A 15,674-nucleotide genomic window follows, 5' to 3' on the forward strand; every position below is an offset into this window, starting at 1 on the left:
CCGCTCAACTCCCGCGAACGATCCGCAACGCGTCGTCGAGCAGGCCGGCGGCCGTGACTTCCGCACCCGCGCCGGGGCCCTGGATCACCAGCGGCTGGCCGCGGTAGCGATCCGACCAGATCGCGACCTTGTTGTCGGTGCCCGCACCGCCGGCGAGCGCGTGGTCTTCCGGCAGCGCCTCCAGTCCGACCCGCGCGCGCGGCGATCCGTTTGCGTCGCTTTCCAGGCGTGCGATGAAGCGCAGTTTCGCGCCGCTCCTGTACGCGGCGGCGAAGCGCTGCCGCAGTGCGGCGTCCAGCGCGGGCAACGCGGCATCGACCGCATCCGGACCCGCCGTCGCCAGTTCCGGCGGAACGAGCGAGGCCACCTCGACCTCGTGCGGCTCCAGCTCGACGCCGGCCGCGCGCGCGAGGATCACCAGCTTGCGGCGCACGTCCTCGCCGGACAGATCGTCGCGCGGGTCCGGCTCGGTGTAGCCCGCATCGCGGGCCTGCCGCACCAGTGCGGAGAATGGCCGCATGCCGTCGTAATGGTTGAACAGCCACGCCAGCGACCCCGACAACACGCCGGCGATGGCGTGGATGCGGTCGCCTCCTTCCTGCAGTTCGCGCAGCGAACGCAACAGCGGCAAACCGGCGCCGACGGTGGCGCTGTCGCCGTAGCGGGTGCCGCCCTCGCGGCAGGCGCTGCGGATCTCGCGCCAGCGCTGCAATGACGTGCCCTGCCCCAGCTTGCACGCGGTGACGACGTGGACGCCCTGCGCGAGCCACGCCGCATGGCGCGCGGCCACGGCCTCGCTCGCGGTGGCGTCGATCACGATGCGCGTACCCGCGCGCCCGAGCGAGGCGGCAACTGCATCGAGCGATGAACGCGCCGTAGCAGGCATCGCCGTGCCATGCGTGCACGCCGCATCCACCTGCCGCGGCGCACCGAGCAGCGCGCCCGCCATCTGCGGACACACGCCCGCCGGATCGGCGAGCGCCATGCGCGAATTCGCCGCATGCACCAGTTGCAGGCGATCGACGAACGGGCCGCCGGACCACATCGCCAACCGCGCGAGAACCGCGCGACCGACCGTGCCGGTCCCGAGCAGCGCCACGCGCGCGCACGGACGCGCGTCCGCATTCGTGTGCACACTGCGGCGGGCATCGGGCACGTCGATAGCCGCGTTCATTTCGCCACGCGTCGTGCGCTGCCAGTGGCCGTCGCAGCACGCTCCAGCGCCGCGGCGATGTCGCTGGCGAGATCGTCCGCATGTTCGATCCCGACGGACAGACGCAGCAGGCCGTCGCCGATCCCCGCCGCGGCACGTGCTTCGGGCGCCATCGCCGCATGAGTCATCGTCGCCGGGTGCGCGATCAGGCTTTCCACGCCGCCGAGCGATTCGGCCAGAGTGAAGCATTGCAGGCCATCGAGGAACGCGCGCACCGCGTCGGTGCCGCCGGCCAGTTCGACGCTCAGCATCGCGCCGAAACCGTGTTGCTGCTTCGCCGCGACCGAATGCCCGACGTGGCGTTCCAGCCCGGGATAGTGCACGGCCGCGACCGCCGGATGGCCATCGAACATCGCGACCAGCGCCTGCGTGTTCTCCTGGTGCACGCGCAGGCGCGCGTCGAGCGTGCGCAGGCCGCGCAGGGTGAGGAAGCTGTCGAACGGCGAACCGGTCAGGCCGAGCGCGTTGGCCCACCACGTGAGCTGCTGGTGCTGCCCGGCATCCTTCGCCACGACCGCGCCGCCGACCACGTCGCTGTGGCCGTTGATGTACTTCGTCGTCGAATGCAACACGAAGTCGGCGCCAAACGCGATCGGCTGCTGCAGCGCCGGCGACAGGAAGGTGTTGTCGACCACCGCCAGCGCGCCCGCCTTGTGCGCCGCTTCGATGACGAAGCGCAGGTCGGTGATGCGCAGCAGCGGATTCGACGGGGTTTCGATCCAGACCAGCCGCGGCGGATCGCGCAGTGCTTCGGCCAGCGCGCGCGGATCGGTCAGGTCGGCCGTCACCAGTTCGAACGCGCCCTTCTTCGCCAGCGCGTTGAACAGGCGCCAGCTGCCGCCGTAGCAGTCGTGCGGCACCACCAGGCGATCGCCGGGCACCAGCAGTGCATTGAGCAGCAGCGTGATCGCGCCCATGCCGGTGGCGGTGACCACGCCGCCGGCACCGCCCTCGAGTTCGGCCAGCGCCTCGCCCAGCAGATCGCGCGTGGGATTGCCGCTGCGCGTGTAGTCGTACTGCCGCTTTTGGTCGAAACCGGCGAAGCTGAAGTTGGACGACAGCACGAGCGGCGGTGTCACCGCGCCGAAGGCCGCATCGCGATCGATGCCGGCGCGCACGGCGGTGGTACAGAGCTGGCGGGAAGCGGCGGTGCGGAAGGGCGTGGTCATGCGGCGGCCTCGATGGCGATGGAAGACGTCGTTGCGGCAACGTCGCGCAACGCCCCGGACAGCAGCGCGGCGATGTCCGCTTCCTCCTTGAGGAAGGCGTCGTGGCCGTAGCGCGAAGAGAGGGTTTCGATGCGCGATTCGCCGCCCAGGCGCTGCGCCAGTTCGATGCTGTCGGCGAGCGGCACCAGCCGGTCCTCCTCGACGGCGACGACCAGCACCGGCACGTGGATCGTGGCGGGATCCACGCACTGCAGGTCGATGGATTCGGACAGGCGCTGGAAGGCGACCGGCGAGGTCCGCGCGACGTACTGCGCGCCGCAGTGGTCGAGGTAGCCCTCGGCGGCCACGCGCACGCCGCCATCGACGACCTGTGCGGCACCGAAGCGCTCGTCGAATTCTTCCGGCGTGCGGTAGCTGAGGATCGCGAGCTGCCGGGCCAGCGCGAGGCCGTGGCTTTCATCGCACTGCAAGGCACCCAGCGCCACCGCGCGGCGTTGCAGCGCGCGCCACGCGCTCGAATAGGGATGGGCGCGATGCGCGCCGCTGATCGCGACCAGGCGTTGCAGCCGCGCGCCGTGACGCGAGGCGAACTGCAGCCCGACCATCGCCCCGTACGAACAGCCGACGAAGGCGGCCAGGCTTTCGATGCGCAATGCGTCCAGCACCGCCGCGATCGCGTCGGCCTGGTCGGCCGGATCGATCACGGCATCGACGCGGCCGTCGGCGCCGATCCAGTCGATTGCCAGGAGGCGATGGCGCGTCGGATCGAGCGCCCGCCCGGGCCCCACCTGCACGTCCCACCAGCCCGGCTCGGCGAAGGCCTCGCTGCTACCGGCGTGGCGATGCGCGGAAATACCACCGGCGACGAACACGACGGGAAGCCCGGCCTCGCCGAGCAGCTCGTAGCGCAGGCCGAACACGTGCGCGCCGGAGTGCCGCAGGGTCAGGGGCAGCGCGAGCTCGCCGCGCTCGGCGGCTACCGGATCGGCGCCGGCCGGCGCGGGCGCCGCACCGGCGTGTGCGGGGGCGGAAAGCGGTGGGGCGATGCGGGTGGCGAGGCTCATGCGGCGGTTCCATGCGGGAAGGAGCCATCGAGCGTCGTTGCACGCCGCCTGCGACAGGCGGACGAACAACCATCTTCCGGCACCGCGTGCGGGCCGCAGGAGTTGGCACCTTCCCGCTCACCTCGCGGTAGGTTGCCCCGGCGTCAAAGGGCCTGTCCCTCAGCCGGTCTCGATGGAGGGCCGCATCCTGCCAGCCGGCCACCGATAACGTCAATCTCTTCATCGTGATAAAGCGATATATATTCCAATTGGTCATGACGCCCCTCGACTTCGCCAGCCCCCCGTTTTCGATCCACGCCTGTTTCGACACAATCGGCCCATTGCATCAGCCGCGTTCCGTAGACTCCCCGAATGAATCCACGCCTCCTGATCGCGGCCGGCCTTGCCGGCCTGCTCGGCGCCTGCGCCTCCGCTCCACGCGACACCCTCCCCGCCACGCCCACGGCTGCGCCGACGCCGGTCACCGTCCCCGAGGCGTACATCTCGGCCGACGTGCCGGCCGAAGAGCTCGATTCGCTGGCCACCTGGCCCACCGAGGACGGCAACACCTGGCTGATCGCGACGGGCAAGTCGAGCCATCGGCTGGTGGTGTTCGACGCGGACACCGGCGAGGAACTGCGCACCTTCGGCGAGGAAGGCGCGGGGCCCGGCCAGTTCAAGCGGCCCAACGGCCTCGCCGTGCAGGGCGACTACCTGTTCGTGGTCGAACGCGACAACCACCGCGTGCAGGTGCTGACGCTGCCGGACTTCCGCACGATCGGAACGTTCGGCGACCAGGTACTGCGCAGCCCGTACGGGATCTGGCTGACGGAGAAGGAACCCGGCGAATTCGACGTCTACGTCACCGACAGCTTCATGTACGGCAAGAAGTACGACGTGGTGCCGCCGTTCGGGGAACTGAACCAGCGCGTGCGCCGCTTCCGCGTGGCATTCGACCAGGACGGCGCGCTGCGTGCGCAGTACGCCGGATCGTTCGGCGATACGCACGAGGACACCGCGCTGCGCATGGTCGAATCGATCGCGGGCGATCCCGAGAACGACCGCATGCTGATCGCCGACGAGGACCGGCGCCATCTGTCGACGCTGCGCGAATACACCTTCAGCGGCAAGTTCACCGGCCGCAGCCTGCCGCAGGACGCGTTCGGCGCCGAAGCCGAAGGCGTCGTGCTGTGGACCTGCCCCGATGGCAGCGGTTACTGGATCGCGGTCGACCAGCTCGCGCCGCTGACGATCTTCCACCTCTTCGATCGCGTGACGCTCAAGCCGGTCGGCAGCTTCCAGGGCGCGAAAACCGCGCGGACCGACGGCGTCGCGCTGCACGCGGCGGCGATGGCCGGCTTCCCCGGTGGCGCGCTCTTTGCCCAGAGCGACGACAAGGCCGTCACCGCCTTCGACCTGCGCGATGTGGCAAGCTCGCTCGGCCTGAAGCAGGGCTGCACCGAGTAATCCCAGCGCAATGGCCGTCACCCGTTCCACCGCCGCGCTCCTTGCCGCCACGCTGGCCATCGGCGCGGCGGCCGGCGCCCACGCGGCCAAGATCTACAAGTGGACCGACCGGAACGGCGTCACCCACTACGGCGACAGTGCGCCGGACAGCACCAGTCCGGCGGTGAAAAGCGGCACGCTCAAGGTCATTCCGGTCACCGTCGAACCGCGCGCCGTTGCGCGCCTGCGCGTGGAATCCAGCAACGGCCGTTATCTCGCGTTCGCCGACAACAACCTCGCCGGACCGATCGAAGTGCTGCTGCAGGCGCGCGGTGGCGGCGTCGACAGCGATCCGCCGTTGCCCGCCCGCGCCACCGTGCCGGCGCGCGGCAGCACGCTGGTCGCGGTGCTGGACGCGAGCCGTGGCGGCGAGCTGTTGATGGACAGCCTGCCGGGCGATCCCGGCGCGCGTCCGCGCGATTTCGAGTACGTGCTGCCGCTGCGACAGACCGCCCTGCGCATCGACCAGGGCTTCGGCGGCAGCTTCAGCCACAACGATCCGCAGAACCGCTACGCAGTCGATTTCGCCGCCGACATCGGCACGCCGGTGCTCGCCGCGCGCGACGGCGTGGTCATGCAGGTCGAAAACGACTTCGCCAAGGCCGGCCTCAATCGCGAGAGGTACGGCGGCCGCGCCAATTTCATCCGCATCCTGCACGACGACGGCACGATGGCGCTGTACGCCCACCTGCGTGAGGAAGGCGCGCTGGTCCGCGTCGGCCAGCGCGTGCGCGCCGGACAGCAGATCGGGATTTCGGGGAACACCGGCTTCACCACCGGCCCCCATCTGCATTTCGCGGTCCAGGTGAATCGCGGGATGAAGCTGGAATCGCTGCCATTCCGCATGCGCGGGCCGGCCGGGCCGCTGCGCATCGCCGGCGGCGCCGGCAACTGACGGCCGTACCGCCCGGACGCCGGGCCAGGCCGCCGTACCGCTATAATTCGCGCCCTTCCCCGCTTCCCGACGCGCCCTGCGGCGCGCCGATGCCATGTCCGACGTTTCCCTCGAAGCCCTGCGCCGCCGCACGTTCGCGATCATTTCGCATCCCGACGCCGGCAAGACCACTCTGACCGAAAAGCTGTTGCTGTTCGGCGGCGCGATCCAGATGGCGGGTTCGGTCAAGGGCCGCAAGGCCGCGCGCCACGCGACTTCCGACTGGATGGCGCTGGAAAAGGAACGCGGCATCTCGGTGACCTCGTCGGTGATGCAGTTCCCGTACGAAGGCCGCATCGTCAACCTGCTCGACACGCCCGGCCACGCCGACTTCGGCGAGGACACCTACCGCGTGCTGACCGCGGTGGACTCCGCGCTGATGGTCATCGACGTCGCCAAGGGCGTCGAGGAACGCACGATCAAGCTGATGGAGGTGTGCCGCCTGCGCGACACGCCGATCATGACCTTCATCAACAAGCTCGACCGCGAGGGCAAGCCGCCGATCGAACTGCTGGACGAAGTCGAGAGCGTGCTGGGCATCCAGTGCGCGCCGGTCACATGGCCGATCGGCATGGGCCAGCGCCTCAAGGGCGTGGTGCACCTTGTCACCGGCGAAGTGCACCTGTACGAAGCCGGACGCAACTTCAGCCGGCAGGACTCCACGATCTTCGCTTCCATCGACGATCCGGCGCTGGAAGAACGCATCGGCGCGGACATGCTCGCCGAACTGCGCGACGAGCTGGAACTCGTGCAGGGCGCCTCGCATCCCTTCGATCCGGCGGCATACCTCGCCGGCAAGCAGACGCCGGTGTTCTTCGGTTCGGCGGTCAACAACTTCGGCGTGCAGCTGCTGCTCGATTTCTTCGTCGAGCACGCCCCCTCGCCGAAGCCGCGCGCGACGACCTCGCGCGAGGTGGCGCCCTACGAAACGCACCTGTCCGGCTTCGTGTTCAAGATCCAGGCGAACATGGATCCGCAGCACCGCGACCGCGTCGCGTTCATGCGCATCTGCTCGGGCAAGTTCACCGCCGGCATGAAGGCCTTCCATCCGCGCAGCGGCAAGGAAGTGAAGCTCGCCAATGCGCTGACTTTCATGGCCTCCGATCGCGAGATCGCCGAAAGCGCCTGGCCGGGCGACGTGATCGGCATCCACAACCACGGCACGATTTCCATCGGCGACAGCTTCAGCGAAGGCGAGATGCTGAGCTTCACCGGCATTCCGAACTTCGCCCCGGAACTGTTCCGCCGCGCGCGCCTGCGCGATCCGCTCAAGCTCAAGCAGCTGCAGAAGGGCCTGGCCCAGCTTTCGGAAGAAGGCGCCACGCAGTTCTTCCGCCCCCTGATGTCGAACGACCTGATCCTCGGCGCGGTCGGCATGCTGCAGTTCGACGTCGTCGCCTACCGGCTCAAGGACGAATACGGCGTGGACGCCAGCTTCGAGCAGGTCAACGTGGCGACCGCGCGCTGGATCCGCTGCGCCGACGCGAAGAAGCTCGAGGAATTCCGCGACAGGAACGCGATGAACCTCGCGTTCGATGCCGCCGGCGAGCTGGTCTATCTGGCCCCGACGCGCGTCAACCTGCAGCTGGCCCAGGAGCGCGCGCCGGACGTGCAGTTCCTTGCCACGCGCGAACATGCGCATGCGGTGGCGGTGGACTGAAACCGCCGCACGACGCGATGCAAATGCCCGGCGTCCGCCGGGCGTCGGGCTTCCAGTTCACCGGCTTCATCCGCGCTTCAGAACGTGTAGCCGAACAACTCCAGATCGCGCGCATACAGCTCGGTGACGCCGTCGATCAGCTCCTGGTCATAGTAGTCGCGGTAACGCCCACGCTGGGAGCTGTTCACCTGCCCCAGTGTCGCGCTGGGAATGCCGATCCGCGCGCAGATTTCATCGTAGGACGCCTGCATGTCCTCGACGCGGCCGATGTAATCGGCCAGCACTCGCCCTTCGCCGTCGGTGACGAAACCATGCTGCGGCTGGAACAGCACATGGTGCATCGGGCGCAATTCGTACAGCATCCGGCGCATGACCTGCCGGGGATTCTGCTGGAATGCGCCATTCTCGCGGGTCATGAATGCGCAGTAGGACACGAAGCGATCGAACGGATTGCGCACGAAAGCGAACTTGAAATACTGCGCGAACGCCTCTTCGCCCAGAAAGGGACGGACCTGGTCCAGGCTGATGTGGCCGTGCCGGATGCGCGCCAGCTCCTCGTACGGGAAGCGCTTGTTGACGAAAAGCCCAACCTGCTCCAGGTCATCCGCGCTCATGTGCTCACGCAGCGCGTGTCGTACCGAATGGGTACCTGTTTTCGGAATGGCCGCGAAGACGAAGCGGTGCTGGTGGGAAATGATCATCCGGATACGACTGGCCTCGGAAGCCGAATGATAAGGTGCCTCCACCCCCTCGCGCGGCCGAGAGCATTTGCTCCAGCCCGCCAGCCGATCCTCGGACCCATGACCCCGTCCCCGATGCCCGTGTCGATCCGCGAGGAACTCGCCAACGCCCTCACCCACGGGCTGGGTGCCACTGCGGCGCTCGCGGGCGGAGCCGTGATGATCGCGCTCGCGGCGCTTCAGGGCGACGGCTGGCAGCTCGGCGGAGCCATCGTGTTCGGCGCCTGCATGCTGCTGCTGTACATCGCGTCCACGCTCTACCACGCGATCCAGCACCCGGTGGCCAAGGCGCGCCTGAAGGTGTTCGATCACTGCGCGATCTACCTGCTCATCGCGGGTACGTATACGCCCTTCACGCTGGTCGGCCTGCGGGGCGGCCTGGGCTTGTGGCTCTTCACAGCGATCTGGACGCTCGCGCTCGCCGGAGTCGTGTTCAAGCTGTTTTTCACCGGGCGCTTCAAGCTGCTGTCCACCGGCATTTACATCGCGATGGGATGGCTGGTGCTGCTGGCCATCGTCCCCGTGTTCCGCGCCCTCGACGGCTGGACGTTCGGCTGGCTGCTCGCAGGCGGCGTCTGCTACACGCTGGGCACGGCCTTCTACCATCGACCATCGCTGCCGTATTCCCACGCGATCTGGCACATGTTCGTCATCGCCGGCAGCGTCTGCCATTACGTCTCGGTGATGGCGCAGGTGGTGCCTTCCGCCTGACGCGCGTTTACTGAATCGCGCACAACACATTCACCGGTGCTTGACCGGTGGTTGCCGATGGTGAGTGGAAGCACGGACCGGCCGTGCCTCGACTTCCCATGGATCCGCATCTTCCCCGTGAACTTGCCGTGGCCACTGCCCAGGCCATGCGACGGCATCCCTGGCGGGGGGTGCTGGGAGTGCTCGTGGTCGCGCTCGTCATCCTGGTGCTGGTCTGGGACTGGAACTGGCTCAGGGGCCCGATCGAGCGACAGGTGGAAGCGCGCACCGGACGGCGCTTCGAAATTGCCGGAAATCTCGATGTCGACCTCGACTGGCGCGCGCCGGTCGTTCGCGCGGATCGGTTGCGCTTCGGCAACGCGGCGTGGTCGAAGCAGCCGCTCATGGCCACAGCCGATCGCGTCGAATTTTCCATTCGCCTCTGGCCGTTGCTGCGGCGGCAGGTCCGCGTGCCCGAACTGAAGCTGACGCATCCCGTGCTGCACCTGGAAGTCGGGCCGCAGCGCACCGGCAACTGGAAGTTCGGCGATGGTGGCGAGACGCGGGCGCAGTTCTCGCGCCTGTGGATCGACAAGGGCACGCTCACTTTCGCCGACGTCGCCAACCGCACGGACATCGCCGCGACCATCACCAGCGCCGCCGGCCGGGGCGACGCCGCTTCCACCGTAGCGGTGGTGGGCCATGGGCACTGGAAAGGCAACCGCTTCCACGCGAAGGGAATGGCGCAGTCGCCGCTCGCACTGCGCGATCGCCAGCGTCCGTACCGGATCGATTTCACCGGTGCAGCCGGCGCGACCCGCGCACATGCACGCGGCACGCTCGTCGACCCGGTGCTGTTGCGCGACTTCGACCTGCAACTGGCGTTGTCGGGCGACGACATGGCCGACCTGTATCCGCTGCTCGGCATCGTTACTCCGAACACGCCGCCGTACCGCCTCGACGGCCGGCTGACGCGCGAAATCCGGAACGCGCAGCACCGCGTCTGGCATTACGAAGATTTCCACGGCGTGGTCGGCGACAGCGATCTGGCCGGCGATGCCAGCGTCGCGGTGGGCGGGCCGCGGCCTTACCTGCGCGCGAACCTGGTGTCGAAACGGCTGGACTTCGACGACCTGGCCGGCTTCATCAACAAGACCCCGCAGGGCGGCAAAGGCGAATCGACGAACGCCATGCTGGCCGCCCGGGAAGCGGAAGACCGCGCGCGCACCCGCGTGCTGCCCGACCGACCCTACGAACTCGACCGGCTGCGCGCGATGGACGCCGACGTGCGCTACCGGGCGCATCGCATCAACGCGCCGCGACTGCCGCTGGACGACATGCAGACGCACCTGCTGCTGGAGAACGGCCTGCTACGACTGGAGCCGCTGGATTTCGGCGTCGCCGGTGGCCAGCTGCGCACCGTGATACGGATGGACGCGCGTGACAGCCCGATCCGCACGCGTGCCCGGATCGATGTGAAGGGTTTGAACCTGAAGCAACTCGTTCCCGATGTGAAGCTCGCGCAGGATGCGATCGGGCGCATCGGCGGGAACGTCGCGTTGACCGGCACGGGCAACTCGATCGCCGCCATGCTGGGGACCAGCAACGGCGATGTCGCCGTCGGCATGGGCAGCGGCCAGATCAGCAACCTGCTGATGGAACTGGCCGGCATCGACGTGGCCGAGGCATTGAAGTTTCTCGTGCGTGGCGATCGCAAGGTGCCCGTGCGTTGCGCGTTCGGCGACTTCGACGTCCGCGATGGCGTCATGACCGCGCGTTCGCTGGCCTTCGACACCACCGACACCATCATCGTCGGGGAAGGCACGATCGACCTGCGCGACGAAACCCTGCACCTGAAACTGCGCCCGCGGCCGAAGGACCGCAGCCTGCTGGCGCTGCGCTCGCCGTTGTGGATCGACGGTACGTTCAAGGATCCGGAATTCCACCCCGACTACGGCCGTCTGGGCCTGCGCGGTGCGCTGGCGCTCACGCTTGGGAACATCGCGCCACCGGCCGCATTGCTGGCGACGCTCGAACTGGGGCCTGGCAAGGACGTCGCGTGCGGCGGCCGCTACGCGAAGTAATGCTAGCTGGCGATGTAGCGCTGCAACTGGTCGAGTTCGACCTGCTGGTCCTCGATCACCGCCTTGACCAGATCGCCGATCGACACGACCCCCACCACCTCGCCCGAGTGAAGCACCGGCAGATGACGGATGCGCTCGTGCGTGACGATCTGCATGCAACGCTCCGCAGTGTCGTCGAGGCGTACGCTGATCACGTCGGTCGTCATGATCGTGCTGACCGGCGTGTCGCTGGAGGAACGCCCCTGCAGCACGATCTTCCGCGCGTAATCGCGCTCGGAAAGAATCCCGACCAGGCGCGTGCCTTCCATCACCAGGACCGCACCGATCCGCTTTTCCGCCATCAGCCGGATCGCATCGATGACCGGCGCGTCCGGTGCGATCGCGTAGATCTCAGGGGCTTTCGCTTCGAGCAGCTGCCGTACGGTGCGCATGGCTCTCTCCTTCGATGGCGACTGGCGACTGGCGAGAAGAGAATACTCCTGCGGCCGGCTTCCAGGCGTCGACCAGGTACAAGGGGCGCTGCTTGGCTTCCAGATACAGGCGCCCCAGGTATTCGCCGATCAGCCCCAGGGCGATCAGCTGCACGCCCCCCAGGAACAGGATGACCGCCATCATCGTCGGCCAGCCCGCCACCGGGTCGCCCCAGAGCATCGCCTTGATCACGATCCACAACGCGTAGACGAAGGCCACGGCGGCCGTGATCAGGCCGAGGTACGTCGCCAGCCGCAGCGGCGCGGTCGAAAAACTGGTGATACCTTCGAGCGCGAAGTTCCACAGGCGCCAGAAGTTGAACTTGCTGGCGCCGGCGCTGCGCGCCTCGCGGTGATAGGGAATCGCCACGCTGTTGAACCCGACCCAGCCGAACAGCCCCTTCATGAAGCGATGGCGTTCGCGCAATTGGCGCAGGGCCGCGAGCGAGCGCGGCGACAGCAGGCGAAAGTCGCCGGTGTCGGCGGGAATCGGAGTGTGGGAAAGCCGGCCGATCACGCGATAGAAGACGTGGGCAGTACCGCGCTTGAGCCAGCCTTCGCCCTCCCGTTCGATGCGCGTGCCGTGGACATCGTCGAAACCCTCGCGCCATCGGGCGACGAACTGCGGAATGAGCTCGGGCGGATCCTGACCATCGGCATCGAGGATCAGCGCGGCACCGGCGTCGACATGGTCCAGTCCGGCGGTCAGCGCCGCTTCCTTGCCGAAATTGCGCGACAGCCGCAGCAGCGCCACGCGGGGATCCTGGGTTGCCAGGTGCTGCAATACCTCCCAGGTGGCATCACGACTGCCATCGTCGATATAGAGCACGCGGCTCTCCACGTCGGGCATGGTGTCGAGCACCGCCCGCAGTCGCGGATGCAGCAATGGCAATGCCTGGGCCTCGTTGAAGGCCGCAACGACGATGGTGAGCAGGTCGCGGGTCATCCCGGCATGGTAACGGCCACGGCGCGGAAGCGCTGCCTCGGTCAATCGATCCGCTGCAGGAAGGCGGGGCCGCCCATGTAACGCATCTGCCGCTGGATCGCATTGCTCCGCCGCTGCACGTACGGTCCGGGGCGGGCGATGCTGTAACGGCGCGGATTGGGCAGCACGGCCGCCATGCGCGCGGCTTCCGCTGCCGAAAGGGATTTCGCGTCCTTGCGGAAGTAGGTCCGCGCGGCCGCCTGTGCACCGTACACGCCGTTGCCGAACTCGACGGTATTGACGTAGACCTCGATGATCCGACGCTTCGGCCACAGTGTCTCGATCAACACGGTGTACCAGACCTCCAGGCCCTTCCGCGCCCAGCGCGTCACCCCCTGCCCCTTCCACAGGAACAGGTTCTTGGCCAGCTGCTGGCTGATGGTGCTGGCGCCGCGGATACGGGCGACGGGACGGTTGCGTTTGCGCGCGCGTTCTTCGGCGCGTTCGTTGTGGGCACGCGCCTTCTCGATGGCCTTGAAGTCGAACCCGTTGTGCGTGGCGAAGTTCTGGTCTTCGGAGGCGATCACCGCGAGCGGCACGTAAGGCGAGATGTCCTCCAGGTCGCGCGAGTCGTAGGCGATGCGAAAGCCGAAATCGCCCTCTCCCAACGCTTCGAACTGCCTCGCTGCCATGAACGCGGTAAACGGAGGATCGATGAAGCGCAGCACCAGCACCTGCAGGACCGTCGCGACCACGAAGCACAGCGCCAGCCGCCACAGCCAGCCGAGCCAACGCCGGCGCCGCGTTTTCGCCGTGGCCATGCTCTCCGCTTCACCCTGGATCGTGTCTTGCACCCGGCGCCCCCCGTCCCCATCCTGCGGTCATCCCGCAACCGATGCGCGCATTATCGTGGATGCCGCACGCCTTACTGCACGAAGCCATGACGACCAACGCAGATCGTGACCAATTGAGCCGCTTCCTGATCGAAGGCGCCGGCGTACGCGGTGTTCGCGTGCATTTGCACGACACCTGGCAGCAGATCCGCTCGCGTGCCGAATATCCCGCCGCGGCCGCCGAACTGCTCGGCGAGGCCGCGGCCGCGGCGGCATTGTTCACCGGCCATGCCAAGGTCGATGGCCGGCTTTCGGTGCAGCTCCGGGGACACGGCGCACTGCGCACGCTGTTCGCCGAATGCACGGCAGCCGGCACGCTGCGCGGGATCGCCCAACTCGCCGAAGAGGGCCCGGAATCGGTGTCGCGCGACCTTCGCGAGCTCGGTCCGGACGCCATGCTGGCCATCACCATCGAGAATCCGTCGCGCGACGGCCGTGAACCGATGCGTTACCAGGGCCTGGTCGCTCTGGAATCAGATTCGTTGGCCGGCGCGTTCGAAGACTATTTCCGCCGTTCGGAACAGCTGCCCACGCGCCTGCTGCTGGCCGCGGACGAAATCGCGGCCGCGGGCCTGATGCTGCAGAAGCTACCGGGGGATGCCGGCGACGATGACGGCTGGACCCGCGCAGGAGCCCTGTTCGACACGCTGTCGCCAAGGGAACTCCTGGAATGGAGTGGAGAACAACTGGTCACCCGTCTGTTCCATGAGGACGGCGCACGCATGCTCGGCAGCCGCCCGCTCGCCTTCGCCTGCTCGTGCTCGCGCGAGCGGGTGGAGGCCATGCTGGAATCCCTGGGCCAGGAGGAGGCCCGGGCGGCGCTGGCCGACGGGGAAGCGGTGGTCCGTTGTGAGTTCTGCGGCCAGTCCTACCGGTTCAGCCCCGACCAGATCGAGGGACTTTTCGTCGGCGGCGACGTCCAGCCGGCCCCCGAACGGACGCAATAGCCGGCTTGAGACCCGCTGCACAGATTGTTAAATAAGCATAAAGTAGCTATAGTCCCAGGCCCATAAAGCGGGGAACTTCACCGGCAGGATCCGGTCGTAACCACGCCATGAAAGCGCGCCTGCTCCACTTGCCATTCGCCCTCCTGCTCGCGCTCGCCGCGACGACGGGTGCGCATGCGCAGGTGACCGGCGCGAAGGCGGACACGACCCTGCTTCCGGTCTGGAACACCAACGGCAAGCTCGAAGCCGTGCTTCAGCTCGAGCCCAGCGTCACCCCCATTGCGGGCGCCCGCTGGCGCGCCGGCGGCAACACGCTGGATGCCGCGTTCGGGGTCGCCGCCGGCGACACGCTCGGACTCGTGTGTGATCGCAAGGGCGGCCTGGCGTCGGCGATCGGCAATCTCGCCAACCACTGCATGCTGGCCACCCTGGACAGCGACGGCAGCGATCGCCAGCTCAATGCGGGAGTCAACCTGACTCGCGGCAGCAGCCGGCTCGGGCTGATCCTTGGCAACGCCCGCGACACCCTGCCCGCCTGGCTCACCCCGAACAACAAGGCCGGCAAGGTCGACCAGAACAGCCTGACGCTGTACGGCCAGAAGAACATCGGCCGTGAGGCGACGGTGTCCATCGGCGGCACGCTGGCCCGGGCACGGCTGATCCCCGCCGACGACATCCCTTCCGAAGTCGCGGACCGCTGGACCACCAAGACCTTCAGCATCGGCGCCGGCATAGGGAATTTCGGCGCCAACATCATCGGTCGTGTCGTCGATACGCCCGGAGCCCCGGGTCAATGGGGCGGACTCGGGCTTGGCCTGACCTGGCGGACCCCGTGGAGCGGACAGCTCACCGTGGGCGCCGAGAATGTCGTTACCCGCGGCAAGAACCCGTTCGCGCCCAGCGACACGGACAAGGACGAGGGCACCATCCCCTACGTCCGGTACGAACAGGACCTCTGAAGTCCTCTGTCTCAGGCGCCCCGATCGCGCGCCTGCTTCCCGCTCTCCTCCCATCCGCACTTCCCCCGCGCGTCTGGAGCCTTCCGGACCATTCGTCGGCGTCTGTTAACGACACTTTAATTTTTCGGTAGGCCGGTCTACTATCCGGACGGCCTTGCCGGTTTTGGTGTCTTCCTTGACGCCGCCGGGGAGGTTCCCATGGGAAACAAACCAAGACCGACTTGGAGAGAGAGATGACTTTGAAGACCACCAAGCTCCGCGATGCGATTACCTACGCCATCGCCGTGGGCACCATTGCCGGTACCGGCTCTGCGTTCGCGCAGGACGCCGCACCCGCGCCGCAGGAAAAGGAAGCCACGACCCTCGAGCGCATCGAGGTCACCGGTTCGCGCATCAAGCGCACCGACATCGAGACCTCGCAGCCGGTGTTCTCGCTCAGCC

General features: G+C 67.8%; 15 protein-coding genes and 1 riboswitch. Of the genes, 8 read left to right on the top strand and 7 right to left on the bottom strand.

What is annotated here, in order from left to right; all coding sequences use genetic code 11:
• Positions 1-4: 4 nt before the first annotated feature.
• Genes ACFPN1_RS06680 through metX form a run of 3 tightly spaced genes read right to left on the bottom strand, consistent with a single transcriptional unit; the run spans position 5 to position 3,446 of the window.
• Positions 5-1,174, bottom strand: a complete 1,170-nt coding sequence (locus ACFPN1_RS06680; protein WP_386753973.1) for a homoserine dehydrogenase family protein — start codon at positions 1,172-1,174, stop codon at positions 5-7.
• On the bottom strand, positions 1,171-2,382 hold the full coding sequence (locus tag ACFPN1_RS06685) for an O-succinylhomoserine (thiol)-lyase (RefSeq protein WP_386753974.1): 1,212 nt from the start codon (positions 2,380-2,382) through the stop codon (positions 1,171-1,173). The genes ACFPN1_RS06680 and ACFPN1_RS06685 overlap by 4 nt, the downstream gene beginning before the upstream one ends.
• Positions 2,379-3,446: a homoserine O-succinyltransferase MetX gene (gene metX / locus ACFPN1_RS06690; protein WP_386753975.1), complete on the bottom strand. Its 1,068-nt coding sequence runs from the start codon at positions 3,444-3,446 to the stop codon at positions 2,379-2,381. The genes ACFPN1_RS06685 and metX overlap by 4 nt, the downstream gene beginning before the upstream one ends.
• A gap of 66 nt (positions 3,447-3,512) precedes the next feature.
• A riboswitch (SAM riboswitch) is annotated at positions 3,513-3,625 on the bottom strand.
• A gap of 172 nt (positions 3,626-3,797) precedes the next feature.
• On the opposite strand from metX, the gene ACFPN1_RS06695 reads away from it, so the two are divergent.
• The 3 genes from ACFPN1_RS06695 to ACFPN1_RS06705 all read left to right on the top strand — a co-directional run bounded on the left by ACFPN1_RS06695 (position 3,798) and on the right by ACFPN1_RS06705 (position 7,525).
• A complete protein-coding gene (locus ACFPN1_RS06695; RefSeq protein WP_386753977.1) occupies positions 3,798-4,892 on the top strand; it encodes a phytase in 1,095 nt (364 codons plus the stop codon).
• A gap of 10 nt (positions 4,893-4,902) precedes the next feature.
• Complete coding sequence (locus tag ACFPN1_RS06700) at positions 4,903-5,826, top strand: peptidoglycan DD-metalloendopeptidase family protein (RefSeq protein ID WP_386753978.1); 924 nt, start codon at positions 4,903-4,905, stop codon at positions 5,824-5,826.
• Between the two features lie 94 nt (positions 5,827-5,920).
• Positions 5,921-7,525: a peptide chain release factor 3 gene (locus tag ACFPN1_RS06705; RefSeq protein ID WP_386753979.1), complete on the top strand. Its 1,605-nt coding sequence runs from the start codon at positions 5,921-5,923 to the stop codon at positions 7,523-7,525.
• Positions 7,526-7,602: 77 nt separating this feature from the next.
• Here ACFPN1_RS06705 and ACFPN1_RS06710 read toward each other — a convergent pair whose 3' ends face one another.
• On the bottom strand, positions 7,603-8,226 hold the full coding sequence (locus ACFPN1_RS06710) for a sulfotransferase family 2 domain-containing protein (RefSeq protein ID WP_386753980.1): 624 nt from the start codon (positions 8,224-8,226) through the stop codon (positions 7,603-7,605).
• Between the two features lie 99 nt (positions 8,227-8,325).
• Between ACFPN1_RS06710 and trhA the strand changes: the two genes are divergently transcribed.
• Both trhA and ACFPN1_RS06720 read left to right on the top strand, forming a co-directional pair.
• Entirely contained in the window at positions 8,326-8,976 is a 651-nt protein-coding gene (trhA, locus tag ACFPN1_RS06715; protein ID WP_386753981.1) for a PAQR family membrane homeostasis protein TrhA, read from the top strand.
• Positions 8,977-9,074: 98 nt separating this feature from the next.
• The gene (locus ACFPN1_RS06720; protein WP_386753982.1) at positions 9,075-11,039 is read left to right on the top strand and encodes an AsmA family protein; all 1,965 of its coding nucleotides are present in this window, start codon (positions 9,075-9,077) and stop codon (positions 11,037-11,039) included.
• Positions 11,040-11,041: 2 nt separating this feature from the next.
• On the opposite strand, the gene ACFPN1_RS06725 is transcribed toward ACFPN1_RS06720, so the two are convergent.
• Genes ACFPN1_RS06725 through mtgA form a run of 3 tightly spaced genes read right to left on the bottom strand, consistent with a single transcriptional unit; the run spans position 11,042 to position 13,255 of the window.
• On the bottom strand, positions 11,042-11,470 hold the full coding sequence (locus tag ACFPN1_RS06725; protein WP_386753983.1) for a CBS domain-containing protein: 429 nt from the start codon (positions 11,468-11,470) through the stop codon (positions 11,042-11,044).
• Positions 11,430-12,455 (bottom strand): glycosyltransferase family 2 protein, encoded by a 1,026-nt coding sequence (locus ACFPN1_RS06730; RefSeq protein WP_386753984.1) that lies wholly within the window; start codon positions 12,453-12,455, stop codon positions 11,430-11,432. Before ACFPN1_RS06730 ends, ACFPN1_RS06725 begins: the two co-directional genes overlap by 41 nt.
• Before the next feature lie 41 nt (positions 12,456-12,496).
• Positions 12,497-13,255, bottom strand: a complete 759-nt coding sequence (gene mtgA, locus ACFPN1_RS06735) for a monofunctional biosynthetic peptidoglycan transglycosylase (protein WP_386753985.1) — start codon at positions 13,253-13,255, stop codon at positions 12,497-12,499.
• Positions 13,256-13,374: 119 nt separating this feature from the next.
• Here mtgA and hslO point away from each other — a divergent pair, with 119 nt between their 5' ends.
• The 3 genes from hslO to ACFPN1_RS06750 form a co-directional block, all read left to right on the top strand.
• Positions 13,375-14,274 carry an Hsp33 family molecular chaperone HslO gene (gene hslO / locus ACFPN1_RS06740; protein ID WP_386753986.1) on the top strand — a complete coding sequence of 300 codons (900 nt, stop codon included), beginning with the start codon at positions 13,375-13,377 and terminating at the stop codon, positions 14,272-14,274.
• A gap of 143 nt (positions 14,275-14,417) precedes the next feature.
• A complete protein-coding gene (locus ACFPN1_RS06745) occupies positions 14,418-15,233 on the top strand; it encodes an XOO1806 family protein (RefSeq protein ID WP_386754065.1) in 816 nt (271 codons plus the stop codon).
• Positions 15,234-15,466: 233 nt separating this feature from the next.
• A partial coding sequence (locus ACFPN1_RS06750; RefSeq protein WP_386753988.1) for a hypothetical protein occupies positions 15,467-15,674 on the top strand: 208 nt, incomplete at its 3' end.

This window comes from Lysobacter yangpyeongensis (assembly GCF_042655745.1).
Classification (GTDB): Bacteria; Pseudomonadota; Gammaproteobacteria; order Xanthomonadales; family Xanthomonadaceae; genus Agrilutibacter; species Agrilutibacter yangpyeongensis.